The sequence below is a fragment of the Gelidibacter sp. genome (assembly GCF_053579655.1).
The window spans coordinates 15,092-39,820 of record NZ_JBMDWE010000006.1; the positions used below are offsets into that span (position 1 = coordinate 15,092).

At 36.6% G+C, this 24,729-nt stretch carries 20 protein-coding genes and 1 pseudogene; 12 read left to right on the top strand and 9 right to left on the bottom strand.

Translation table 11 applies throughout. The features are described 5' to 3' along the window. The first annotated feature begins 23 nt into the window (after nt 1–23). On the top strand, nt 24–1,652 hold the full coding sequence (groL, locus tag ACOH2D_RS04750; protein WP_449534519.1) for a chaperonin GroEL: 1,629 nt from the start codon (nt 24–26) through the stop codon (nt 1,650–1,652). A 184-nt stretch (nt 1,653–1,836) separates the two neighbouring features. On the opposite strand, the gene ACOH2D_RS04755 is transcribed toward groL, so the two are convergent. From ACOH2D_RS04755 to xrtF, 6 genes and pseudogenes are all read right to left on the bottom strand, one after another. Further along, nucleotides 1,837–2,199 (bottom strand): heavy-metal-associated domain-containing protein, encoded by a 363-nt coding sequence (locus ACOH2D_RS04755; protein ID WP_449534520.1) that lies wholly within the window; start codon nt 2,197–2,199, stop codon nt 1,837–1,839. Between the two features lie 196 nt (nt 2,200–2,395). After that, nucleotides 2,396–4,648 carry a TonB-dependent receptor plug domain-containing protein gene (locus ACOH2D_RS04760; protein WP_449534521.1) on the bottom strand — a complete coding sequence of 751 codons (2,253 nt, stop codon included), beginning with the start codon at nt 4,646–4,648 and terminating at the stop codon, nt 2,396–2,398. A gap of 3 nt (nt 4,649–4,651) precedes the next feature. Further along, nucleotides 4,652–5,452 (bottom strand): annotated as a pseudogene (locus ACOH2D_RS04765) (HAD-IC family P-type ATPase); the annotation flags it as partial. A gap of 153 nt (nt 5,453–5,605) precedes the next feature. Next, complete coding sequence (locus tag ACOH2D_RS04770; protein ID WP_449534522.1) at nt 5,606–6,019, bottom strand: HYC_CC_PP family protein; 414 nt, start codon at nt 6,017–6,019, stop codon at nt 5,606–5,608. Between the two features lie 50 nt (nt 6,020–6,069). Continuing rightward, nucleotides 6,070–6,507, bottom strand: coding sequence for an exosortase F system-associated membrane protein (locus ACOH2D_RS04775; RefSeq protein ID WP_449534523.1), 438 nt, complete (start codon nt 6,505–6,507; stop codon nt 6,070–6,072). Further along, the gene (xrtF, locus tag ACOH2D_RS04780) at nt 6,500–7,051 is read right to left on the bottom strand and encodes an exosortase family protein XrtF (RefSeq protein ID WP_449534524.1); all 552 of its coding nucleotides are present in this window, start codon (nt 7,049–7,051) and stop codon (nt 6,500–6,502) included. Before xrtF ends, ACOH2D_RS04775 begins: the two co-directional genes overlap by 8 nt. 91 nt (nt 7,052–7,142) lie before the next feature. On the opposite strand from xrtF, the gene ACOH2D_RS04785 reads away from it, so the two are divergent. Further along, nucleotides 7,143–7,601 (top strand): XrtF-associated fRMsr-like GAF protein, encoded by a 459-nt coding sequence (locus tag ACOH2D_RS04785; RefSeq protein WP_449534525.1) that lies wholly within the window; start codon nt 7,143–7,145, stop codon nt 7,599–7,601. Nucleotides 7,602–7,820: 219 nt separating this feature from the next. On the opposite strand, the gene ACOH2D_RS04790 is transcribed toward ACOH2D_RS04785, so the two are convergent. Further along, nucleotides 7,821–9,071: an ABC transporter permease gene (locus ACOH2D_RS04790; protein ID WP_348037054.1), complete on the bottom strand. Its 1,251-nt coding sequence runs from the start codon at nt 9,069–9,071 to the stop codon at nt 7,821–7,823. 179 nt (nt 9,072–9,250) lie between these two features. Between ACOH2D_RS04790 and purH the strand changes: the two genes are divergently transcribed. The 6 genes from purH to rodA all read left to right on the top strand — a co-directional run bounded on the left by purH (nt 9,251) and on the right by rodA (nt 16,532). Continuing rightward, nucleotides 9,251–10,807, top strand: a complete 1,557-nt coding sequence (purH, locus tag ACOH2D_RS04795; protein WP_449534526.1) for a bifunctional phosphoribosylaminoimidazolecarboxamide formyltransferase/IMP cyclohydrolase — start codon at nt 9,251–9,253, stop codon at nt 10,805–10,807. Nucleotides 10,808–10,951: 144 nt separating this feature from the next. Next, a complete protein-coding gene (locus tag ACOH2D_RS04800) occupies nt 10,952–11,980 on the top strand; it encodes a rod shape-determining protein (protein WP_348037052.1) in 1,029 nt (342 codons plus the stop codon). Nucleotides 11,981–11,990: 10 nt separating this feature from the next. After that, entirely contained in the window at nt 11,991–12,815 is an 825-nt protein-coding gene (gene mreC / locus ACOH2D_RS04805) for a rod shape-determining protein MreC (RefSeq protein ID WP_348037050.1), read from the top strand. Next, nucleotides 12,808–13,314, top strand: coding sequence for a rod shape-determining protein MreD (locus ACOH2D_RS04810; protein WP_449534527.1), 507 nt, complete (start codon nt 12,808–12,810; stop codon nt 13,312–13,314). The genes mreC and ACOH2D_RS04810 overlap by 8 nt, the downstream gene beginning before the upstream one ends. Further along, a complete protein-coding gene (mrdA, locus tag ACOH2D_RS04815; RefSeq protein WP_348037046.1) occupies nt 13,311–15,254 on the top strand; it encodes a penicillin-binding protein 2 in 1,944 nt (647 codons plus the stop codon). Before ACOH2D_RS04810 ends, mrdA begins: the two co-directional genes overlap by 4 nt. Beyond that, the gene (gene rodA / locus ACOH2D_RS04820; RefSeq protein ID WP_348037044.1) at nt 15,255–16,532 is read left to right on the top strand and encodes a rod shape-determining protein RodA; all 1,278 of its coding nucleotides are present in this window, start codon (nt 15,255–15,257) and stop codon (nt 16,530–16,532) included. Between the two features lie 483 nt (nt 16,533–17,015). On the opposite strand, the gene ACOH2D_RS04825 is transcribed toward rodA, so the two are convergent. Further along, on the bottom strand, nt 17,016–19,646 hold the full coding sequence (locus ACOH2D_RS04825; RefSeq protein ID WP_449534528.1) for a valine--tRNA ligase: 2,631 nt from the start codon (nt 19,644–19,646) through the stop codon (nt 17,016–17,018). A gap of 188 nt (nt 19,647–19,834) precedes the next feature. On the opposite strand from ACOH2D_RS04825, the gene ACOH2D_RS04830 reads away from it, so the two are divergent. Further along, entirely contained in the window at nt 19,835–20,209 is a 375-nt protein-coding gene (locus ACOH2D_RS04830; protein WP_348037040.1) for a DUF1573 domain-containing protein, read from the top strand. Between the two features lie 103 nt (nt 20,210–20,312). Here ACOH2D_RS04830 and ACOH2D_RS04835 read toward each other — a convergent pair whose 3' ends face one another. Continuing rightward, nucleotides 20,313–21,638 (bottom strand): retropepsin-like aspartic protease, encoded by a 1,326-nt coding sequence (locus ACOH2D_RS04835; protein ID WP_449534529.1) that lies wholly within the window; start codon nt 21,636–21,638, stop codon nt 20,313–20,315. 124 nt (nt 21,639–21,762) lie between these two features. On the opposite strand from ACOH2D_RS04835, the gene ACOH2D_RS04840 reads away from it, so the two are divergent. The 3 genes from ACOH2D_RS04840 to ACOH2D_RS04850 all read left to right on the top strand — a co-directional run bounded on the left by ACOH2D_RS04840 (nt 21,763) and on the right by ACOH2D_RS04850 (nt 24,724). Then, the gene (locus tag ACOH2D_RS04840; protein WP_449534530.1) at nt 21,763–22,953 is read left to right on the top strand and encodes a pyridoxal phosphate-dependent aminotransferase; all 1,191 of its coding nucleotides are present in this window, start codon (nt 21,763–21,765) and stop codon (nt 22,951–22,953) included. Further along, nucleotides 22,953–23,966, top strand: coding sequence for a UDP-N-acetylmuramate dehydrogenase (gene murB, locus ACOH2D_RS04845; RefSeq protein ID WP_348037034.1), 1,014 nt, complete (start codon nt 22,953–22,955; stop codon nt 23,964–23,966). Before ACOH2D_RS04840 ends, murB begins: the two co-directional genes overlap by 1 nt. Before the next feature lie 227 nt (nt 23,967–24,193). Further along, nucleotides 24,194–24,724: an RNA polymerase sigma factor gene (locus ACOH2D_RS04850; protein WP_348037032.1), complete on the top strand. Its 531-nt coding sequence runs from the start codon at nt 24,194–24,196 to the stop codon at nt 24,722–24,724. The last annotated feature ends 5 nt before the right edge of the window (nt 24,725–24,729 follow it).

The following is a 24,729-nucleotide window of genomic DNA, read 5'->3' on the forward strand; positions in this document are numbered from 1 at the left end:
AATTTTAAACAAAATTTTTCATTATGGCAAAACATATAAAATTTGATATTGACGCACGCGACGGATTAAGACGTGGTGTAGATGCATTAGCAAATGCAGTAAAAGTAACTTTAGGCCCAAAAGGTCGTAACGTTATTATCGGTAAATCATTCGGCGCACCTCAGGTGACTAAAGATGGTGTAACCGTTGCAAAAGAAATAGAATTAGAAGATGCACTTGAGAATATGGGTGCACAAATGGTAAAAGAAGTAGCGTCAAAAACCAATGATTTGGCTGGAGATGGTACTACAACAGCTACCGTTTTAGCGCAAGCTATCGTTAAAGAAGGCTTGAAAAACGTTGCAGCTGGTGCCAATCCAATGGATTTGAAACGCGGTATTGACAAAGCTGTTGCAGCGATCGTTGCTGATCTTGAAAAGCAAGCTAAAAAAGTAGGCGACTCATCAGAAATGATTAGACAAGTAGCTTCTATTTCTGCTAATAACGATGATACTATTGGTGAATTGGTAGCCAAAGCCTTCACTAAAGTAGGTAAAGAAGGTGTCATCACTGTTGAAGAAGCTAAAGGATTGGACACTTACGTTGATGTGGTTGAAGGTATGCAATTTGATCGCGGTTATTTATCGCCTTATTTTGTTACGGATGCCGATAAAATGATTGCCGATTTAGAAAATCCATACGTTTTATTATTTGACAAAAAGATCTCAAATCTTCAGGAAATTCTTCCAATCCTAGAACCAGTAGCACAATCTGGTCGTCCATTATTGATTATTGCTGAAGATGTAGAAGGTCAGGCCTTAGCTACTTTAGTAGTAAACAAATTACGTGGTGGATTAAAAATTGCTGCCGTTAAAGCTCCAGGTTTTGGAGACCGACGTAAAGCAATGTTGGAAGATATCGCTATCTTAACTGGTGGTGTTGTGATTTCAGAAGAAAGAGGCTTCTCTTTAGAGAACGCTGATTTAACCATGTTAGGTACTGCTGAAACGATCACTATCGATAAAGACAACACAACTATTGTAAATGGTTCAGGAAAAGCTGAAGATATCAAAGCAAGAGTTAACCAAATTAAAGCGCAAATTGAAACTACGACGTCTGATTATGACAAAGAAAAACTTCAAGAGCGTTTGGCTAAATTAGCTGGCGGTGTGGCTGTACTTTATGTAGGTGCTGCAAGTGAAGTGGAAATGAAAGAGAAAAAAGACCGTGTTGATGATGCATTACACGCAACTAGAGCAGCTGTTGAAGAAGGTATCGTAGCTGGTGGTGGTGTTGCACTTGTAAGAGCAAAAGCAGTATTAGAAAAATTGACTACTGCCAACCTAGATGAAACTACTGGGGTTCAAATTGTAGCACGTGCAATTGAAGCACCTTTACGTACCATCGTCGAAAACGCAGGTGGCGAAGGAAGTGTTGTGGTTGCAAAAGTTATGGAAGGCAAAAAAGACTTCGGTTTTGATGCTAAGACAGAAACTTATGTGGACATGTTGAAAGCTGGAATTATCGATCCTAAAAAAGTAACTCGTATTGCTTTAGAAAACGCAGCGTCTGTTGCTGGAATGATCTTAACTACTGAATGTGCATTAGTGGAAATTAAAGAAGAAGGCCATGCCATGCCAATGGGCGGCGGCGGAATGCCAGGAATGATGTAATTTTCCTAAATCTTTTAATAATAAAACGCCTCAACCAAAATTGAGGCGTTTTTCATTTGCTGAAATTGAACTTTCATATAAAATATAAATAGCCTTACCAAAAAAAAAAGCCGGACAGCAAAACTATCCAGCTTTTCTTGCACTCTTCAACATCCAGAAATCATCGTGATGTTGTAAAAATCAACTATTGCTTATTTTCCTTATGATCGTCTCTAACTGTATCATCTCGGTATAAACAACAGGTGTGCAAACTGTGATAAGCCGCATCAGTAGCTTTAACTTCTTTAGTGTCATGACCACTTTCAGCAACACTTTGTTGAATCGACTTTAAAGTCGTTTTTCGTTCGTCAAAAATCAATTTTAATTCATGGGTGTTGACGTCCCAATTGGCAACTTTTACGCCTTTAGCCTTTATGGCCGCTTTTTCAATGCGCTCCTTGCACATATTGCATACGCCATCCACCTCAACTGTGGCCTTGGCATTTTTATTCTGTGCGAAGGTTACTGTTCCTACTAATAATGTCAGTGCTAATACTATTTTTTTCATAATCTTCTTTTTTTTCATTCCCTCGAAGGAGGGAATCTGTTAGTTATTTTTGTTATTACTTCGAATGAATCTATTATCCTTGTTTGTTTCTTCTTTCGCCACGAATACACAAATGTTTTATAAAGTGATTTGTGAATTCTTGGGTGCTTAATATTTTCAATTATTCACGAGGTTCCTTCCTTCACAGGAATTGGGGCTACTTAATCTTAAATCTTAATCCCGCGTAATACATACTTCCAAAAATTGGTCCATACACAAAAGTGGTATCAAAATTAGGTCCAAAAGGATCATCTGCCGCTAAAATCGGATTGTCCTGCCGTACATTCGTGATGTTTTCTCCGCCTAAATATATTTCAAATTTCTCAGAAAACACTTTCGTAACTTGAACATTTAAAGTTCCCACCGTTGGGGTGTATTCTGGCAATCGGTATTGAACAGGATTTGATACGGTAGATGAAAAGCGTTGTTCACCCAACCAATTGTAGGTGGCATCAAATTTCCATTGCGCAAAATTATCTTTCCGTTTTGTTTCATAGGACATGTTTGCGAATACGCGATGTTTAGGCGTTAGTGGCTTTTCTAACTTTCCAGAATTGTATTGGGTTTTGATATCATAATATTTATAGGCTGTTCTAAAATCAAATCCTTCAAAGACATTATAATTCAATTCCACCTGAAAGCTGTTCGCAAAACTTGCACCATCAAGATTATAGAAGTTGATTTCCCGCGGATTTTCATAATCGACCACGATTTGATTTTGGAAATCTGTTCTGTAATAATCAAAAGTTATATCGGCTTTATTCCCAAAAAGATTGAAACCTTGCAAAAATGAAACCCCGTAATTCCAGGCAATTTCTGGATCTAACCCATAACCATCCCTATGGTTTCCCGAAGGAACCACATTAGATATCATGATAGTTCTACCGGTGGAAAAAATATTCTGATTCTCGGCAAAAATACTGGCACTGCGTTTTCCACGACCAAAAGAAGCTCTTAAAGCTGATTTTTCCCAAATCGAATATTTTGCATGAAGTCTTGGGGTCACAAAAGTTCCTAACACATTATGTCGGTCAATACGCAAGCCTGCCGTCAAATTCAACTTTTCTAAATCATCAAAATTATATTCCATAAAAGCTCCTACTGAATTTTCCGTACGTTCATAATCGGCAGCTAAAACCAATTCATCATAATGATCATAAGTATAACTAACTCCCGTTTTGATTTTATGTCTCGAATCACTTATAATCGTATTATAAATACCATTCACATACAAGCTATTATGCAAAATATCATATTGATTCAATCCGAAATAAGAGTTTTGCTTGTGACTACTAAAAGCCGTTTGAACACCAATACTCTGCCAAGGAATATCAGGATTGACATAGCCTGTTTTAACAGACACATCAAATCTTCGGGTGTCGATCTCACTTCCCCAAGCATTCGTGGTCAATTTATCGGTATCAGGATTGAAGTTCAGCTGTCCCATTTGTTTGGAATCATCCAAATAACTCAAATTGATAAAACTCACAAAGCCTTTCTCTGGATTGGTGTATTGCCAACGATTCATTAAGTTGATCTGATTGTAAATCGGCATGTCCATAAATCCATCGTTATTGACATCATGTTTTTTATCATGTGTATTTCCATGAAGATATAAACCTGTGCTCCATTTATCCGATACTTTGGTATTCAAATGCACGTTAGCTTCCATGCGTTCACTGCTGGCGCCATACAGGTTAACGAAAAGTTGATTATCCGTGGCTGGTTTAACAAGTTCTGTATTGATCTGCCCTGCGATACTTTCAAACCCGTTGACCACACTTCCGGCACCTTTGGTAATTTGAATATTCTCTACCCAAGTACCTGGCGTAAAACTCAAACCGTAAGCTTGCGATGCCCCACGAATGGTCGGAATGTTTTCGGCAGTAATTAAGATATAAGGACTTGTCAAACCCAACATTTTGATCTGTCGGGTTCCCGTTACGGCATCCGCAAAATTGACATCAATAGATGGATTCGTCTCAAAACTTTCTGAGAGATTACAACAAGCTGCTTTGAGCAATTCATCACTACTCACAAACGTGACATTAGCAGATTGCATATACGATTTTGAGGTGGCTTGCTTACGCGAGGTTACGGTTATCTCATCCAATTCACTAGTGGCTTTAAGGGCATGTTTGACGTGTTTTGGAGTCGAAATGGTTAAAGTATCTGTTTTATAACCCACATAACTAATGACCAATTTTGTGTGCTCTTTATTATAGGGAATACTGAATTTTCCATCAATATCTGTAGTCGTTCCAATAGTAGAATCCAACCAATAGACATTAGCCCCTGGCAGAGGCAGTCTCGTTTTTTGTTCTGTTATTTCAACAATAATACCTTCAATCTTTTCTTGTGAAAAAATAAGGGTCGGAAGAAATAGGAGGATATAAAGTATATGTTTCATTAGTTAATCAATATTAATTTTTCTTAAATTCAAAGCATTTGCAATAACGGAAACAGAACTAAAGCTCATGGCCAAAGCAGCAATCATGGGCGATAATAGAAGTCCGAAAAACGGATACAGCACTCCCGCAGCAACGGGTATTCCTACACTGTTATATAACAGTGCAAAAAACCGGTTTTGCTTAATGTTCCTCATGACTTTCTCACTCAAATTATGAGTCTTTACAATTCCGTGTAAATCGCCTTTCACTAAGGTCAAGGAAGCACTTTCAATGGCGACGTCAGTTCCCGTGCCCATCGCAATGCCCACGTCACTTTGAGCCAAAGCTGGCGCATCATTGATTCCATCTCCGGCCATAGCGACTATTTTTCCTTCTTTTTGAAGTCTTTCCACTTCTTTTAGTTTTTGTTCAGGAAGGACTTCAGCCATAAAATGTTTGATTTGTAGCGTATCAGCCACTGCTTTTGCAGTGTCCTTATTATCTCCCGTGAGCATGATAACATCAATACCTTTAGATTGAAGTTTTGCAATCGCTTTTTTGCTGTTTTCTTTTATTTTATCAGAAATAATCACAAAACCAACCGCTCGATTATCTACCGCTAATAATGGAACGGTTTTGCCTAGCTGTTGCGCTTTTGTGATTTCCTTTTGAAGTACTTCAGGAATGGTCACATTGGCATCCTCCATTAGTTTGTGGTTCCCAAGCGCCACTTTCTGACCGTTTATAATCCCGGTAACTCCTTTCCCAGTTACCGAATTGAAATTCTTAGTTTCTAAGCTTTCAATGTTTTTAGATTTTCTGAACACCATCAAAAAGCAGATATAAGACGCCGAAAGACAGCACTAATAAAGTGGCTAAAAGCCAATAATAAGATTTCATTTTTGAATGCTATTTAATTAAACAATTCTTAAGCGATAGGTGCACAAACACACATCACTAACAACGGAATTGAAAAATCAAATGATGAAGACTTGGTCTAACACATGTATGTCAGTGACCAAACTGGGTGGAGAATAATCTTTATGCGGGACCACCTGTTTAGGTAAGACTTCAAAAAGATTGGTAAATGAATACACTAAAGCGGCTAAAAAAAACTGTTGATCAAGATGTAAATCTTCAAAAGAAGCCTTTTTTAATTTGTCCTGACCTTTTACAATTTCTAATTCATCTTTGCAGCAGGACTTCTTTTCTAAAGAAATTTTAGAAACAGCTTCCATATCCATTCCGCAGGTAATCGCCTTTGTAAAAATGGCGACATCGATTAATGTATCTCCACAAAAATGCTTTTCCATAGTAAATGAAAGTGTGGACAATAGCACTAAAAATGCCATGGCTACGGAAAAAACTTTATGAAGGTTTTTTTGATACATCACTGCAAAAATACAAAAATTCGGTTTGAATTAAGCATATTAAAAAAACCTTAATTTTTTTTAAATTTCAGTTTGTGATAATAAAATGCTGGTAACAACAATAACAATAGCAAGGGCTGGATTAAAAATCGTCTAATATTGAAAAAGATGTAATAATCTTCCTGTTTTGGATTAATCACAAAATACAAGAACACTGGCAACAGTAATAAAAACGCAGCGACGTAAATAAAAGTTGAAAATTTGACCACACTGCTATCGTTGAAGAAAATAAAAATAATCCCTAATGAAAATAGTGAGTTAAGAAAATATCTCAGTGCCGTAAAAAGTGTGAGCTTAAAAACTTCACGACGTGGATTGTCAATATAGAGATAGTCGTTCTTAAAAAATGTAAGATAGGGATCGTAGAATAATTCGTTTTCAAAAGCGCGAATCAGGATCAATAATCCGAAAAGCACCAGCAACCCAACCAATTTTACAATATTACTCATTTGTCGTGCTTAAGCTTGAAAACCGATTGACCCAAAACATCCAAAGCAAAAAAACCATTCCGTAAATAATCAATGGAAAGATAACCGTATGTAACTCTTCACTCCGCCAAGGATAATGATATAATCCCACTGACAAAATCGCAATTCGGAATATATTTACGATGTAAATAAGTATGCTGCCTGCTAAAATATAGAAAAACGTCGTTTTAGCTTTTCCAGCGAATGCGATGATGAATGAGATAAATAAAATAATAACACTCATGGCGTTACAGCCTTCAATAATGCGTGCTACAAATTCACCATTAACAATAAGCTTCATTGAAGGTTCATCGGGATGCTTTTCTATTCGGGAAGCATAACCAAACGCATGCAATAAAGAATCCGTTTGTTTGGCTACTAAATTGGTAAGGTAATCTGGATAATATGTTGATCCATCCGAAGAGTCCAAATACACTTTATACACAAAAGTCAAAATAGCATAGACGACTAAAAACGTCAAGATAAACTTAATAACAGATTTATATTTTATGATAAGATCCTTCAAAAATGCAAGTTTTATGTACGTTGTTAAAAATATACAAAAACGAGAATTGAAGCGATAGATATTGAATACTTTTACCAAAAACTTTTGAACAATGAATCTAGAACAACTTAAACCGCAAATAATTTCGATAATTTCTAAAAAAGACCATACCGTTGATGAGCGTTTGCTTTCAATTTGTGAAGTGCTTGAAGCTAACGTTCCTTATTACAATTGGGTAGGCTTTTATTTTAGAAATGGCGACAAGGAAGAATTAAAATTAGGCCCTTATGTTGGTGAACCAACGGATCACACGATAATTCCTTTTGGAAAAGGCATTTGTGGACAGGTCGCCGTGAGCAATCAGAATTTTGTAGTTCCGGATGTTTCTGCACAGGACAATTATATCGCTTGTAGCATTACGGTCAAGTCAGAAATTGTAATTCCTATTTTTGTGAATGGCGAAAACATAGGTCAAATTGATATTGACTCCAACACGATTGATCCGTTTACTGAAAAAGACGAGCGATTTTTGGAGTTTGTTTGTGCGGAAATCGCTACGATACTTGCGTAAACTCCAATGTGAAAATTCCAAATTCCAATAACTCACTGCGGGTGTTAGAATTTGGATTTTATTTTTTCGTGATTTTCTAAATGCAGAGTATAAAACCTCTCAGGTTTTCAAAACCTGAGAGGTTTTTTAGTTCCTATAAATAGTTAGACGATTAGTGCGCAAGATTTATCTAAACTATTGAAATTTGGATTTTGTTTTTTTGAAATTTTCAGCTCTACCTTACATTCCCGTTCTAATGGCTTCAACAGGATCGAGCCGTGCTGCTGAAATAGCAGGAATCACGCCAGAGATCAATCCAATGATGGTAGAAAGTACAAACCCTAAAAACATATTACCGGCAGAAAGTACAAATTCGAAATCGCCCGTAAACTGAGAGGCAATTAACGACACAATCCACACAAAAAACAGTCCAATAAGTCCGCCAATAACCGCTAAAATCACAGCTTCAAATAAAAACTGAAATAAGATGAACCTGTTTTTTGCACCCAAGGATTTCTGAATACCTATTAAATTGGTGCGTTCCTTTACGCTCACAAACATGATATTCGCAATTCCGAACCCACCGACCAATAAAGAGAAACCACTAATAATCCATCCCATAATATTCATGGTGCCAATAATACCATCAATAGCATCAGTAAAACCAGACATCTTGTTAACGAAAAAGTTATCAGGCTCGCCTGCCTTTAATCCTCTATAAACTCTAAATTTCTGTTTCAAAACGCCTTCAAAAGCCCCCATATCCACACCTTTTTCGGGTTTTATAATAACTGCCCCAGGAATACCATCAACACCACCCGTTTGAAAACGTCTGACAAAATTTGCAGGTACAAAAGCTTTGTCATCCGAACTATCGCCAAGACCTGAACCCATTTTTTTAATAACCCCTATCACGGTCAGTTTTCGACCATAAGCCCTAATTTGTTTTCCTATCGGATTTGCATTTCCAAATAGGTTTTCGGCAATGGAATGGCCTAAAACAATGACTGGCGAACCGTTAATGGATTCTGATTCGGTATAAAATCGCCCCTCTTCAATCTTTACGTTCTCAATGTCATAAATTTCATTGGACACTGGAGTAATATTGACGCCCGAGAGGGTTTCTGCACCATAACGGACCGTTTGTGGACTTCCAAAAATCACATAGGCCGACGCCGCAATGTCTGGCACATTTCGTCTTATAAAATCAAAGTCGCTATATTCCGTTTGCGGAAAATTATCGCGTTGCCATCGGGGAACATTAGTTGGTCCAAAAGAATACTTAGTTAAATACATCGTGTTTTTATCCAATCCTGACAGTTGATCCTTGATATTTCTGTCCAAAGAATCGACTGCCGCCAAAACTGCAATAATGGAAAAAATACCGATCGTGACGCCCAATAAGGATAAAAACGTGCGCAGTTTATTGTTGGTAAGTGCGTTTATGGCGAATGAAAAACTTTCTTTAAATAAGCGTAGGTAAAGCAGCATCTATTTTTGGTGGTTTTAAAACGATTTTAAAGATAGGACGTATTTAACAGTTTTTTGTTACAAAAAACATAAATAAACTGAGTCTTGTTACCTTAAATTGTCTTTAAGAATATGTACTTTTGCGCTTTAAAAATTCGCATTTCATTAAATTTTTATTTTTCCATCGCATTCATTGAAAAATGAGGCCAAAACAAACACACAACACCATGCACAACAAAACCATTTCATCTGCATTAATTTCTGTTTTCAGTAAAGACGGATTAGAACCTATTGTTAAAGAATTAAACCAGTTAGGCGTTACCATATACTCCACTGGCGGCACTGAAAGTTTCATCAAGGATTTAGGCATCAAAGTCATTCCTGTGGAAGAGGTCACCACCTACCCATCTATTTTGGGCGGTCGTGTTAAAACGTTGCATCCAAAAGTTTTTGGAGGGATTTTGAACCGTCAGGATAATGCAAAGGATATCGCAGAATTGGCAGAATTTTCAATCCCACAAATTGATTTGGTTGTTGTGGATTTATATCCGTTTGAAAAAACCGTGGCTTCTGATTCAAGTCATGAAGATATTATTGAAAAAATAGATATTGGAGGCATTTCTTTAATTAGAGCGGCTGCCAAAAATTATGCTGATGTGTTTTGTGTGTCTTCTGTGGACGATTATGCAGAATTCTTGGAATTATTAATAGCTAAAAAGGGAGAAACTTCAGATGCAGACAGAAAGCGTTTTGCTGGGAAGGCCTTTAATGTGTCTTCACATTACGATACGGCTATTTTTAATTATTTCAACAAAGAGAACGTAGAAACAGTTTTAAAAATCAGTGAAACTAATGGAAAAGAATTGCGTTATGGCGAAAACCCACATCAAAAAGGCTATTTCTTTGGAGATTTTGACGCGATGTTCGACCAACTTCATGGTAAGGAATTGAGCTACAACAATCTTTTGGACGTAGATGCGGCAGTGAATTTGATGAATGAGTTTAAAGGTGAAGCGCCAACCTTCGCTATTTTAAAACACAACAATGCTTGCGGATTTGCGCAAAGAGAAACTTTACACCAAGCGTATCTTGATGCATTGGCTGGCGATCCTGTTTCTGCTTTTGGTGGTGTTTTAATTGCAAATACCGAGATTGACAAAGCCACGGCCGAAGAGATCCACAATTTGTTTTGTGAAGTAGTTATAGCACCAAGCTTTTCTGCGGAAGCGAAAGAACTATTAGAAGGCAAGAAAAACAGAATCCTTTTAATTCAAAAAGATATCGCACTTCCACAAACAAGTGTAAGAACTTGTTTGAATGGCATTTTAGTTCAGGACAAAGATAATATCACAGATGCTTTAACTGATTTAAGCTATGCGACCAACAATAAACCGTCTAAAAACGAGTTAGATGATTTGATATTTGCCTCCAAAATTTGCAAGCATACCAAATCAAACACTATCGTATTGGCAAAAAACAAACAATTGTTTGCCAGCGGAACCGGACAAACCAGTCGTGTGGATGCCCTTAACCAAGCCATCCATAAAGCACAAACTTTTAATTTTGACTTGAAAGGCGCCGTGATGGCGAGTGATGCTTTTTTCCCATTTCCTGATTGTGTGGAAATTGCGAAAGATGCGGGTATTACTGCTGTAATCCAACCAGGAGGCTCTATTAAAGATGAATTGAGTATCGATTATTGCAACGCTAATAACGTATCAATGGTATTTACTGGAACGCGTCATTTTAAGCATTAAATCGCAAAAATTACAATAAGACGCCGTCTAAAGGCTATAAAAATACGTATGTAATAAACGCTTTGATAGTTATGAAGTTTTATTACATTTACAACAATATCAAAAAAAAAAAACGAATATAAACCTAAATAATCAATAACATACATGGGATTTTTTGACTTCTTAACAGAGGAAATAGCCATAGATTTAGGGACTGCAAACACCTTAATTATTCACAATGATAAAGTAGTTGTCGATAGTCCTTCAATAGTTGCAAGAGACCGAATTTCAGGAAAAATAATTGCTGTTGGTAAAGAAGCCAATCTGATGCAAGGTAAAACGCATGAAAACATTAAAACAATACGGCCATTAAAAGATGGGGTTATTGCCGATTTTGATGCTTCTGAACAAATGATCAATATGTTCATAAAGAATATCCCTGCCTTAAAAAAGCGTTTTTTCACCCCTGCGCTGCGCATGGTGGTTTGTATTCCGTCAGGGATTACTGAGGTTGAGATGCGTGCGGTAAAAGAATCTTGTGAGCGTGTTAACGGTAAAGAAGTGTATTTAATCCATGAGCCAATGGCTGCAGCTATTGGTATTGGTATTGACATCATGCAACCCAAAGGAAACATGATTGTAGATATAGGAGGTGGTACTACTGAAATTGCAGTGATCGCTCTTGGTGGAATTGTATGTGACAAATCAGTTAAAGTAGCTGGTGATGTCTTTACAAATGACATCGTATACTATATGCGTACGCAACACAACTTATATGTGGGAGAACGCACCGCGGAAAAAATTAAAATTCAAATTGGTGCTGCAACTGAAGATTTAGAGCTACCTCCAGAAGAAATGAGCGTTCAAGGACGTGACCTTTTAACAGGAAAACCTAAGCAAGTTCAAATTTCGTATCGCGAAATTGCAAAAGCACTTGATAAATCTATTTTGCGTATTGAGGATTCTGTTATGGAAACTTTATCACAGACGCCGCCAGAATTAGCTGCTGATATTTACAACACCGGAATTTATCTTGCTGGTGGTGGCTCTATGCTTAGAGGTCTGGACAAACGTTTGTCACAAAAAACAGATTTACCTGTTTATATTGCTGAAGATCCCTTAAGGGCAGTTGTTAGAGGAACGGGAATTGTATTGAAAAATCTTCCTAAATTCAAAAGTATCTTGATAAAATAGTTAAGTCCCAATGCAACAAATCATAAACTTTGTACTTAGGAACAAAACTTTTCTTGTGTTTTTGTTGCTTTTTGGCTTGTCTCTGTTTTTCACGATTCAATCACACTCCTATCACAAAAGTAAGTTTATTAACTCGTCCAATGTAGTTACAGGGAGGGTTTACCAAACGGCCAACAGCATTGGGAAATACTTTAATTTGGGTAAAGAAAACAAAGCTTTATTAGAAGAGAACCGCATGTTAAAATCCATAGTTCATAATATGGATGTGGATACCCTGAAGGACATTCTAAAAGATAGTCTCAAATTAAACCAGCATTTCAAATTTAGAACTGCCGATGTTTATAAAAACAGTTATTCCCAGTCCACCAATTATTTGACCATCAATAAAGGCGCCAAGGATAGTATTAAAATAGATCATGGTGTGATTACCTCAAAAGGAATTGTTGGTATTATCGAAAATACCTCGCAAAATTTCGCTTCAGTGCTATCGATTTTAAACACCCGTAGCCGTATCAATGCCCAATTAAAAAAGACCAATCATATTGGTTCTTTGGTTTGGAATACAGAATCGGCGGAATTCGCACAACTCATCGACCTTTCAAAATTTGCACCAGTTGCCATTGGCGATACTATTATTACTGGAGGACAATCCACGATTTTCCCAAAAGGCATATTAATAGGCACGATTAATTCTTACAAGCTCGATACTGGAGGCGATACGTATATCGTAAACGTAAAATTGTTTAATGATATGACCAATATTGGTCATGTTTATGTGATTGAAAACTTACAGGCTGAAGAAATAAAATCACTACAAAAAACAAAAGATGACTAAGGCAACGCTCAATATAGCCGCAAGGTTTATCATTTTGGTTTTGGTACAAGTATTGATCTTTAACCATATCGATTTTTTGGGTTATATCAATCCCTATATTTACATTCTTTTCATTCTATTATATCCAGCAAATAACGACCGAACTTTATTTGTTTTTTTAGCATTTTTATTGGGTTTAAGTGTGGATGTGTTCTCCGACTCTGGAGGAATTCATGCTGCAGCCTGTGTAACCGCAGCATATATTAGACCGGTGTTTTTGAAGTTTTCTTTTGGAACGGTATATGACTATCAATCCATAAAATTCGATCAAATGGATTTCGGAAGTAAATTGACCTATTTTTCAGCGATGGTGGTCGTCCATCATCTAATTATGTTTTCCTTAGAAATTTTTAACATTTCTAAAATATTGTTAATTCTTGAAAAAACGCTATTCTCAGGAATTTTTACCATTATACTTTGTTTAATTATTTCAATTCTTTTCAGTAAAAAACGTAAATGAGAAAATTACTACTCCTTTCAGTAATCGTTGTTGTAGGTTTGGTTTTTATTGCACGCTTATTTTATTTACAAGTGTACGATGAAGATCCATATAGCCTGTATGATGACAACGCCATCCGAAAGGTTTACGATTACCCAAAACGCGGTTACGTTTATGATCGAAATGGCAAATTACTGGTCGCCAATCAGCCCTCTTATGATGTGATGTTCATCCCTCGTGAAGTCAAAGAGATGGATACCCTGGAGTTTTGCAATCTTTTAAAAATCACCAAGGAAGATTTTATCAAATTCTATGATAAAGCATATCGCTATTCCCCACGACTACCATCTGTTTTTATTCCGCAACTTTCAAGAATTGAATATGCCGTTTTACAGGAAAAAATCAGGAAGTATGAAGGGTTCTATATCCAAAAACGTTCTTTAAGAGATTATCAAACCAATATTGGCGCGAACGTTTTAGGAGATATTGGTGAAGTCAACAACTATATTATCGAAAACGATCCGTACTATAAAAGTGGAGATTTAATAGGTAAACAAGGCGTTGAACTTTCCTATGAGGAAGTACTGCGAGGTGTAAAAGGAATCAAATTCATTCAAAAGGATAGGTTCAACAGAGATATTGGTCCTTATAAAGACGGGATTCATGACACCTTACCGGTTCCAGGTAAAGACATCAGCATTACGATTGATTCTGAACTACAAAAATATGGTGAACTCTTGATGACCCATAAACATGGCGGTATCATTGCCATAGAGCCAAGTTCTGGTGAGATTCTGGCCATGGTTTCGGCACCAACCTACAATCCTAATTTATTGGTGGGAAGACAACGCTCAAGGAATTTTTCTAAGTTATATACCGATACTATTGCAAAACCACTTTTTGATCGAAGTTTAAAGGCGCAATACCCTCCTGGTTCTCCTTTTAAAGTGCTCAGTGCTTTAATTGGTCTTCAGGAAAAAGTAGTGACCACACAAGATCAATTTACGTGTAGACATGGTTATTACCTTGGAAACAGAAGGTTGACAGGATGTCACAGCCATGCGAGCCCCTTATCCATGAATACCGGTATCGCACAATCCTGTAACGCTTATTTTGTCAATGTCTATAGACGCGTCATTGACAAATACGACAAACCAAGTGAAGGCATGGATGTATGGAGCAACCACGTCAAAAGTTTTGGATTGGGCGAATATTTGGGTTACGACCTTAAGATTGGAAATAAAGGTCGTATTCCTGATGGTGCGTTTTATGACAAATGGTACGGTAAAAACAGATGGTCGTCAACCTACAACATTTCTAATTCCATTGGACAGGGTGAAGTTGAAGCAACTCCTATTCAATTAGCAAATATGGTAGCGGCGATAAGTAATCGCGGGTTTTACTATACCCCTCACATCATTAAAAGAATTGAGGGACAAGACATTGATGCAAAATATACAACCCCTAATTACACTACCATTAATAAAGAACATTTTGAACCTATAGTGCAGGGCATGTTCGATGCCTATAATGTAGGAACAGCTGCTTCACTTCGGATACCTGGAATTGATATTTGTGGTAAAACCGGGACTGCTGAAAATTTCATGAGAATAGATGGCAAGCGCACGCAATTGACCGACCATTCGATCTTTGTGGCTTTCGCACCTAAAGACAATCCGAAAATTGCCATTGCCGTTTTTGTTGAAAATGGTTATTGGGGAAGTCGATTTGCAGGCCGTATTGCCAGTTTGATGATTGAAAAGTATATTAAGGGTGAGGTGACGATGACCTCTATGGAAAATTGGATTTTAACCCATAGTTTGGAGCATGAATACATAAAACCGTATTCTGGTAAACCATTTGGGATTAACCGTGAATCTGCTTTACAAGTCATTGATAAAATAAAGATGGATACCACCACGAATCTTATTAACGCGCCATCACCATTTAAGCTAGACTAAATGCAAAGAGATCATAGAGGTTTAAATTTTGATTGGATTACCATTGCATTATTTCTACTACTTGTTGGTTTTGGATGGCTCAACATCATGTCTGCTTCCCATTCTGGGAGTATTGAAAGCTATTTTGATATGAGCCAACCTTATGGGAAACAGTCTGTATTTATTATTTTTACTTTTGTTTTAATTGTTCTCATTCTGGCTTTGGACGCTAAGTTTTACGAACGTTTTGCCAGTGTTATCTATATTATTTCGATCCTATCCCTGATTGGGCTATTTATTTTTGGAAAAACCGTAAGTGGCGCCACGGCGTGGTATGGTATAGGCGGAATGACGCTTCAGCCCAGTGAGTTCGCTAAGTTCGCGACCTCTTTAGCGGTCGCAAAATACATGAGTGACCTTCAAACCAATATGAAGACCTTTAAGGATCAACTTAAAGCCTTGGGTATTATCGTGATTCCTGCCTTATTGATCTTATTACAAAATGACGCTGGAAGTACAGTAGTTTATGCCGCCTTCTTTTTTGTTTTTTACAGAGAAGGTTTACAACAAATTTATCTGGTCATTGCTGTTTTTTTAATTATGCTAGCCATATTAGCGCTCAAATTTAATGTGGTTACTGCGGTTGGGGTTGCCGGAATTTTAATCTTTGCCCATCACTTTTTTGGACAGAAGAAACGTCCGCAAATTTTTCAACCCATCGCCATTCTATTGGCATGTGTTGCCGTTTCTTTTGGAGTTAAGTATTTCTATAATAATATTCTTCAATTCCATCAAAAAGACAGAATAAGCCTTTGGTTGCGTTTGGAAACCGATCCTACAGCGCTTCATGAAATGAAACAAACCATCCTTTATAACCTTCATGAATCAGAGAAAGCAATAAGCTCTGGAGGATTGACAGGAAAAGGATTTATGCAAGGTACTCGAACCACTGGAAAATTTGTGCCCGAACAGCATACCGACTACATCTTTAGTACTGTTGGAGAGGAATGGGGATTTATGGGAAGTGCCCTAGTCGTAATTCTATTTGTATGCCTGTTGCTTCGCATCCTGTATTTGGCTGAACTACAAAAATCACAATTCAGTAGAGTCTATGGTTATTGTGTTGCCTCAATCTTATTTGCCCATTTCATGATCAACGTGGGCATGGTGATGGGCCTGATTCCCACAATTGGAATTCCACTACCGTTCTTCAGTTATGGAGGTTCCGCACTTTGGGCGTTTACGATTTTGTTGTTTATTTTTGTGAAGTTGGATTCGAATCGGATTAATGAGTGGTAATTTTTAAATTACAAATTCAAAGTATCAAATTCCATTTAATCAATTTGCGGTAATTCAATTTTAGACAAAGACCTATTTCGCAGAAGTTTTACAATAAACATTTTCTCTCGCAGAGACGCAAAGTTATAATTAGTCAAATTTGATTTATAAATAAGCCTGAAAAGATCAGTGAACATCTGCAGAAATCAGCGTCATCTGTGCTCTATTGAATACTAGGAATTGTTTTATTGAAACTTATAAATCAATTCCATGTCAATCCGTGAAATCCGTGTCTATACCAAAGAATGCTATTACGCAAAGTTCCGCAAAGGAAAATACAAAGGTTCACATAGCTTTATTTTATCAACGGTAGATAATAAATGAGACCCGTTTCAATTCTAAAATAAAAAATCTCAGATTAATAATTTAACCTGAGATTTTAAAATTTATAGCGATTATAAAACAATTCCACTACAGAATGTTATCAACTTAACGCAACAAACCCTACTTCAAGCTCGCCAAACTCGATTTAATCGTTTCAATTTTAGCTAAAGCATCAGCTTCTTTATTGCGCTCGTTTTTCAAAACCTGTTCTGGTGCATTGTTTACAAATCGCTCGTTTGCCAATTTGCTTTGCACCGATTTTAAGAAACCTTCAGTGTATTTTAATTCGTCATTTAATTTCTTGATTTCTTCTTCTACGTTAATAGCGCCAGAAATAGGAATAAAATATTCATTGGAATGGACTCTAAAACTTAGGGCTCCATCGACGGCTTCAGTAACAGATTCCATTTTTGAAATATTCCCCATCTTTTCGATGACCGAATTATAACGTTCAGAAAGATTGTCATTATTGATGACCGACAATTCAATACTGTCTTTAAAAGAAATGTTTTTATCTTTCCTGATGGTTCTAATTCCTGAAACCACTTCTTTTACCATTTCAAAATCAGAAATCAATTGGGCATCAAAAGATTCAATTTTTGGATATTTTGCAACAATCAAAGCTTCTTCAGGCGTTCGTTCTGCAATAAAATGCCAAATTTCTTCGGTTAAAAATGGCATGAATGGATGAAGAATCTTTAAGTTGGATTCAAAGATTTCAATCACACTTTTAAATGTTTTCGAATCGATAGGCTGCTGGTATTCCGGTTTGATCATTTCTAATAACCACGAGCAGAAATCATCCCAAATCAATTTGTAAATTCCCATTAAGGCATCAGACAATCTGTATTTGCTATAATGATCTTCTATTTCAACCAAAGCTTGTTGAAACTTGGATTGGTACCATTCTACTGCTATTTTTGAAGCCTCGGGTTGTTCAATGTCTGCAACTTCCCATCCGGTAACCAATCTGAAGGCATTCCATATTTTATTGGAAAAACCTTTACCTTGGTTACATAAGTCTTCATCAAACATCAAATCATTTCCCGCGGCAGAGCTTAACAACAAACCGACACGAACGCCGTCAGCGCCATAATCTTCGATCAGCTTTAAAGCATCAGGAGAATTCCCTAAGGATTTACTCATTTTTCGACGTTGTTTATCACGCACTAATCCGGTAAGATATACATTTGAAAACGGTTTTTCGTCTCTATATTCATAGCCAGCGATAATCATACGGGCTACCCAAAAGAATAAAATATCGGGACCTGTTACCAAGTCATTGGTGGGATAATAATATTCAATTTCAGGATTATCCGGATTACGAATCCCGTCAAAAACACTGATTGGCCATAACCAAGAAGAAAACCAAGTATCTAGAGCATCTTTATCTTGAGTTAAATCGTCTAACTTCAGTTGTGGATTATTTAATTTTTCTTGAGCTAACTTTAAAGCTTCGTCACGACTTTCTGCAACTACAAAATCCTCTTTTCCATCGCCATAGAAATAAGCAGGAATTTGCTGTCCCCAAAGTAATTGACGGGAAATATTCCAATCGCGAATATTTTCCATCCAATGGCGATAGGTATTGTTGAACCGTTTCGGAAACAATTTTACTTCTTCATCTTCCAAAACCGCTTTAATGGCAGGTTTTACCAAATCTTCCATTTTCAAAAACCATTGATCCGAAAGTCTAGGCTCAATAACGGCCTTGGTTCGTTCACTGGTTCCAACCTTATGTAGGATGTCTTCAGTTTTTACAAGAATGCCCAAATCCTTCAATTCTTGGGTCACATCTTTACGGGCCACTACTCTATCTTTTCCTTGATGATGCAGACCAAAACTATTCAAGGAAGCATCGTCATTTAGGATATCGACAACTTGCAAATTGTGTCTGTCGCCAATGGCCTTATCATTAACATCGTGCGCCGGAGTGATTTTTAAACATCCTGTACCAAATTCCATATCCACATAATCATCGGCTATGATAGGCACAATTCGGTTGCAAATAGGCACAATCACGTTTTTACCAATAAGATGTTGAAAACGCTCATCGTTAGGATTCACACAAATTGCTGTATCTCCCAATATAGTTTCAGGACGAGTGGTTGCAATCGTAACAAAATCATCTTGATTTTCAATTTGATATTTGACATAATATAACTTGTCGGTTCGCTCCACGTGAATCACTTCTTCATCTGACAAGGTCGTTTTGGCTTCTGGATCCCAATTGACCATTCGGAAACCACGATATATTAAGCCTTTGTTATATAAATCCACAAAAACCTTGATGACGGATTCGCTCATGTCGTCATCCATGGTAAATTTCGTACGATCCCAATCACAAGAGCAGCCTAACTTCTTCAATTGCTCTAAAATCACACCACCATACTCGTGGGTCCAATCCCAAGCATGGCTTAAGAATTCTTCACGTGACAATGTATTTTTATCAATGCCTTGTTCTTTTAACTTGGCCACTACTTTTGCTTCCGTCGCAATTGAGGCATGATCCGTTCCCGGCACCCAACACGCGTTTTTACCTTGCAAACGTGCGCGACGAATGAGCACATCTTGAATGGTATTATTCAACATATGACCCATGTGTAAAACTCCTGTAACATTAGGGGGTGGAATGACAATGGTATAGGGCTCTCGTTCATCTGGAACGGACTTGAAATATTTGTGTTCCATCCAATAGGAATACCACTTGTCCTCTACACTAGAAGCGGAATATTTTGTTGGGATTTGCATACTTTGGTACTGTTTTTGTATAATAACACGCAAAGTTACTTATATTTCTGTTTTAGTGAAATTATAAAAACAAATATTAAACCAAAATCAGGCACCAGTCTCAAACAGAATGATGCAGTTCAACTAAAAAATTTTGTGAAATGGTTAAAAGTAACTAATATTGACACTATCAATTTAAAATTAAAATGATGAAAAATTTAGTAGCAATTTTATTAGTAGGAATGTTAAGCATTTCTGCTTTTGCACAAGAAAAAGTAGCTAAGATCGAATTTAAAACGGACGTAATTGATTACGGCACAATCCAAAAGGGTGCTGATGGCGTTCGTGTATTTGAATTCACAAATACAGGTACTGCGCCATTAATTGTTTCGAAAGTAACTTCAACCTGTGGTTGTACGGTACCAAAAAAACCTGAGAAACCAATCCTTCCAGGAGAAAAAGGTCAAATAGAAGTAAAATATGATACACAACGTGTCATGCCAATTAGAAAGACTATTACAGTTTTATCGAATGCCGATACGCCAACTGTTGCCCTTAAAATTAAAGGCGAGGTTGTAGACTAAAGCTAATAGAATGTCTTGGATTAAAAAGACAAAAGTGTTATGGAACACTAATTATAGGTGTTTCTTACAATTTAAAAGCTCTCATTTTTGAGGGCTTTTTTTTTTACAATAAACTCTCCAATTTAAAACTAAAGCGCATGATCACGCCGTCTCTCTCAATTTTGAGATTGATGAGCTTCCCATTTTTTTCTCTAAAAAACGCATTGACTTCTTGAATTTTAAGATGTTGAACCTCTTTATTGTTGACAGACAGAATAATATCCCCCAACTTTAGCCCTACCCTTTCTGCCGGCGAGTTAGGTCTCAATTCAACAATTCTGAAAGCCGGTTTGAGCATAAACTTGTAAGCTTCAATGACGGATAGTCGAGACAAACTCTCCTGTGTTTGATTATTTTTAAATTGAGAATTGTTTTCTATTTCCTTAACTATCCTAACGCCATCCTGCTCTATGATGATGCCGCTCTTGTTATATTCAAAAGGATCATTAAAGCGATTATTCTTTTTAAAGGTCACTTTTTCGTTTTTATAATCTAATATGATATTAAATCGTCTTAACAATTCTCCACCCATACTGCCATTGCGTTCCTTATACTTTCTGGCAAAACTTATAGCAGCTGAATCAGGGTAAGCAACGTTCACATTATTAAGATGAAAATTGTTTATGGAGAACTTCGACACTTTTGATTTTTTTCCATGGACACTTCCACTCAATCCTTTGCCAAAGAAGTCAATAAAATACTTATTATTTTCAGGAACCAATCCTAAGGAATCATTTTCAAAAAGCCATAAAGCATCACTACCTCCTGAGTCCATCAATAATTTAACAGGAATGTCCCTTTCATTGACGGTAACGGTGGCATCAATATAAGGTTTGCTTTCAACTAAAGTCAAGTCTAATGTTTCACATATTTTGCATATTCTATACTTGTAGGTCTTCGGATTATTTAACCGGATAAACTTAGAGCCATAATTGATTTCAACAATGAAATCCTTTAAAATATCGTAACCGATGATACCATGCACAGGAATGCCCAATCTTGGTGTGAAGTTTATAGTTTCGTCAGTAATAATGAAAACATCCTGATTGACATTTACAGCATCGCCTATTTTAAATAGGTTTTTTGTCGATTTTAAAGCCTCCACACTACCGCCATCTCCGAGGCCTCTGAGCAGAATACTTTCTACATTCTTCAATTTTAATGAATCCGAAGTGTTGATAATATTGAAAAGAATGGGCCTACCGACGCCCGAATCTAAAAGAAATGAAAGTTGCAGTCCATTTACCTCCACAGGAATAACAATGAGATTGTCGATGAGCTGAAATTTAATTCTTGTGCTTTCCGTACGAATTAAACGAAAAGCACTCTGTGCAAAAGTAAATTGGCATAGGATCACAAAACTAAAAAAGATAAAACATCGCTTTATCATCGGGAGAAAAAGATAGAGTTCTACCAATTTACAAATCTTTAAGGTGACATTGTTTTTTTACATGCTCATTTTAAAAAATGTTTGAGATAATTTTCAGAACTTTGCACTCTTAAATATTAATATCATGCCGAAAATTTCAAAGAAAGGGCTGTCCATGCCTTCTTCGCCAATAAGGAAGTTAGTACCATTCGCTGAACAAGCCTATAAAGAAGGTAAAACTGTATATCATTTAAATATTGGTCAACCTGATATCAAAACACCAGAAATAGCATTGGACGCTGTGAGAGTACATTCTTTGGATATTTTAGCTTACACACGCTCAGAAGGTTCTGAAGGTTATAGAAAAAAAATAGCCGATTATTATGCTAAAAATAACATTCATGTTAGCCATAATGATATCATAGTAACTACTGGAGGTAGTGAAGCGTTGCTTTTTGCTTTTGGAAGTATTATGGATCCTGATGATGAAATCATTATTCCTGAGCCATTTTACGCCAATTACAATGGATTTTCTACGGCTTCAGATATCAAGGTTGTTCCGGTTATTTCTAAAATAGAAGATAACTTTGCTTTACCTCCAATTGCAGAATTTGAAAAACTGATTACCAATAAAACAAAGGCGATTTTAATCTGTAATCCAGGGAATCCTACCGGTTATCTTTACTCCAATGAAGAAATCAAACAACTCGCCGATCTTGTTAAAAAGCACGACCTATTCTTGATTGCGGATGAAGTTTATAGAGAGTTCGTATATGATGGCAATGAGTTTTACTCTATCATGCAAGAAGAAGGATTGGAAGATCATGCAATTATGATTGATTCAGTTTCTAAACGCTATAGCATGTGTGGTGCAAGAATTGGCTATTTTGTATCTCGAAACAAAGAAGTCATTCAAACCGCCCTTAAGTTTGCTCAAGCGCGATTGAGTCCACCTACTTTAGCTCAAATTGCAAGTGAAGCTGCCCTTGACACACCACAAAGTTACTTTGATGATGTTATTGAAGAGTATGTAAAAAGACGAAATACGCTCATCAGAGAATTAAAAAAGATTGACGGTCTTAAAGTTGCTGAACCTAAAGGTGCTTTCTATTGCATTGTAGAATTGCCAGTCAAAAGTGCCGATCATTTTGCACAATGGTTATTGGAAAGCTATGATCTTAATAAAGAAACGGTTATGGTTGCTCCAGCAGCTGGTTTCTATTCCACACCAAATACAGGATTGAACCAAATTAGAATTGCATATGTTCTTAATGAAGACAGCTTGATTAAAGCCGTACATATTTTAAAAGAAGCTTTAAAAGTTTACCCTAACTAGTGCACATTCAAGAAAACATATCATTAAAACCCTATAACACATTTGGGTTAGATGCGCGTGCAAGATATTTTGTAAAGGTCGAAAGCATTCAAGACTTAAAAGAAGTTTTAAGCTTGGATGCCCATCCCGAAAAATTCATTCTGGGAGGCGGTAGCAATATGCTACTCACTAAGGATTTGGATTGTTTGGTAATTCATGTGGCGCTTAAAGGCATTGAAGTTGTTGACGAAAAAGAAAACCAAGTTCTTGTCAAGGCTGGTGCTGGCGAAAACTGGCACCAATTTGTCTTGTGGTGTTTGGAACAAAATTTTGGAGGTATTGAAAACCTTTCACTAATTCCAGGCAATGTTGGGGCCGCTCCTATTCAAAATATAGGTGCCTATGGCATCGAAATAAAAGATGTCCTTGAATCCTGTGAAGCGCTGAACATTCATACGAAAGAAATCGAAACTTTCACTAAGGAACATTGTCAGTTTGGGTATCGTGAATCAGTATTTAAACAAGACAAAAAAAACAGTTATGTTATTGTAAGCACGACCTTGGCATTGACCAAGGATGATCATCAATTGCACATGGAATATGGCGCTATTACGGCCGAGTTAGAATCGATGAGCATAACAAATCCCACTATACAAGACATTTCCAAAGCAGTGATTTCGATTAGAGAAAGCAAACTCCCAAATCCTAAAGAGATTGGAAACAGTGGTAGTTTTTTTAAAAACCCTGTTATTTCTAAAACTCATTTTGAAAAGCTTCAAAACAAATTTCCTGGGATACCAAATTATGAGGTGTCTCCAAACGAAATAAAAGTTCCTGCAGGTTGGCTGATTGAAAGATCAGGTTTTAAGGGAAAAACATTTAATGACTATGGCGTTCATAAAAAACAAGCCTTAGTATTGGTCAATTATGGGAATGCTAAAGGATCAGACATTCTTAGTTTAGCCTTACTCATTCAAAAAACGATAAAGCAACTTTTCGGAATTACTATTGAAACTGAGGTAAACATTATATAAAAAGGCTTCAACAAGTTCTGCCAAAGCATTAAAACAAACACTAAAGTCTCGAACGACAAAGCTATTAATCATATGCCTTAAAAGAAGAAATTTCGACACTATAGATATCAATGCAATATTTAACGAATAAACGAGTTTATTCGTAGTTTTACCATCTTAAAGATTGATATACGTCCATTAAGTGTATATAGACTTTTTAAACCTTACATTAAACTAAATCTTAACTTTTGAGCTATTCATTAGAAGACCATATTGTCCAACTTCTTGAAAAAGGAGATCAAGCTGCGATTAATTTACTTTATGAAAATTATTCCGACAGTCTTTATGGCGTCATTTTAAAAATAACCAAGAACGAAGAGCTGGCACAAGACGCCTTACAGGAAAGTTTTGTGAAAATCTGGAAAAATGCAAAAAGATACGATTCATCAAAGGCAAAACTTTTCACATGGCTCTACAGAATTGCCCGCAATACAGCTATCGATAAATTAAGAAGTTTTAACAATCGTTTTCATAAGGAAGTCCAAATTGACAAATCAGACGTATATATTCTACCAACTGCAAGTTTAAATCAGGATGTCATCGATTTAAAAGAGCATGTTACCAAACTCGAAGAAAAGTACCAAATCGTTCTAAATGCCCTATTCTTTGAAGGCATGACACAACAAGAAGCTAGTGATGAATTAGATATTCCGTTAGGTACCATAAAATCTAGATTGAAAATTGGTTTGAGAGATTTACGTAAAATCTTCAACGACTAAAGATT

Excerpts from the sequence above, each read along its gene's own strand:
- groL (WP_449534519.1), top strand. The coding sequence starts at position 24 with ATGGCAAAACATATAAAATTTGATATTGACGCACGCGACGGATTAAGA.
- ACOH2D_RS04755 (WP_449534520.1), bottom strand. The coding sequence starts at position 2,199 with ATGAAAAAAATAGTATTAGCACTGACATTATTAGTAGGAACAGTAACC.
- ACOH2D_RS04760 (WP_449534521.1), bottom strand. The coding sequence starts at position 4,648 with ATGAAACATATACTTTATATCCTCCTATTTCTTCCGACCCTTATTTTT.
- ACOH2D_RS04770 (WP_449534522.1), bottom strand. The coding sequence starts at position 6,019 with ATGTATCAAAAAAACCTTCATAAAGTTTTTTCCGTAGCCATGGCATTT.
- ACOH2D_RS04775 (WP_449534523.1), bottom strand. The coding sequence starts at position 6,507 with ATGAGTAATATTGTAAAATTGGTTGGGTTGCTGGTGCTTTTCGGATTA.
- ACOH2D_RS04785 (WP_449534525.1), top strand. The coding sequence starts at position 7,143 with ATGAATCTAGAACAACTTAAACCGCAAATAATTTCGATAATTTCTAAA.
- ACOH2D_RS04790 (WP_348037054.1), bottom strand. The coding sequence starts at position 9,071 with ATGCTGCTTTACCTACGCTTATTTAAAGAAAGTTTTTCATTCGCCATA.
- purH (WP_449534526.1), top strand. The coding sequence starts at position 9,251 with ATGAGGCCAAAACAAACACACAACACCATGCACAACAAAACCATTTCA.
- ACOH2D_RS04800 (WP_348037052.1), top strand. The coding sequence starts at position 10,952 with ATGGGATTTTTTGACTTCTTAACAGAGGAAATAGCCATAGATTTAGGG.
- mreC (WP_348037050.1), top strand. The coding sequence starts at position 11,991 with ATGCAACAAATCATAAACTTTGTACTTAGGAACAAAACTTTTCTTGTG.
- ACOH2D_RS04810 (WP_449534527.1), top strand. The coding sequence starts at position 12,808 with ATGACTAAGGCAACGCTCAATATAGCCGCAAGGTTTATCATTTTGGTT.
- mrdA (WP_348037046.1), top strand. The coding sequence starts at position 13,311 with ATGAGAAAATTACTACTCCTTTCAGTAATCGTTGTTGTAGGTTTGGTT.
- rodA (WP_348037044.1), top strand. The coding sequence starts at position 15,255 with ATGCAAAGAGATCATAGAGGTTTAAATTTTGATTGGATTACCATTGCA.
- ACOH2D_RS04825 (WP_449534528.1), bottom strand. The coding sequence starts at position 19,646 with ATGCAAATCCCAACAAAATATTCCGCTTCTAGTGTAGAGGACAAGTGG.
- ACOH2D_RS04830 (WP_348037040.1), top strand. The coding sequence starts at position 19,835 with ATGAAAAATTTAGTAGCAATTTTATTAGTAGGAATGTTAAGCATTTCT.
- ACOH2D_RS04835 (WP_449534529.1), bottom strand. The coding sequence starts at position 21,638 with ATGATAAAGCGATGTTTTATCTTTTTTAGTTTTGTGATCCTATGCCAA.
- ACOH2D_RS04840 (WP_449534530.1), top strand. The coding sequence starts at position 21,763 with ATGCCGAAAATTTCAAAGAAAGGGCTGTCCATGCCTTCTTCGCCAATA.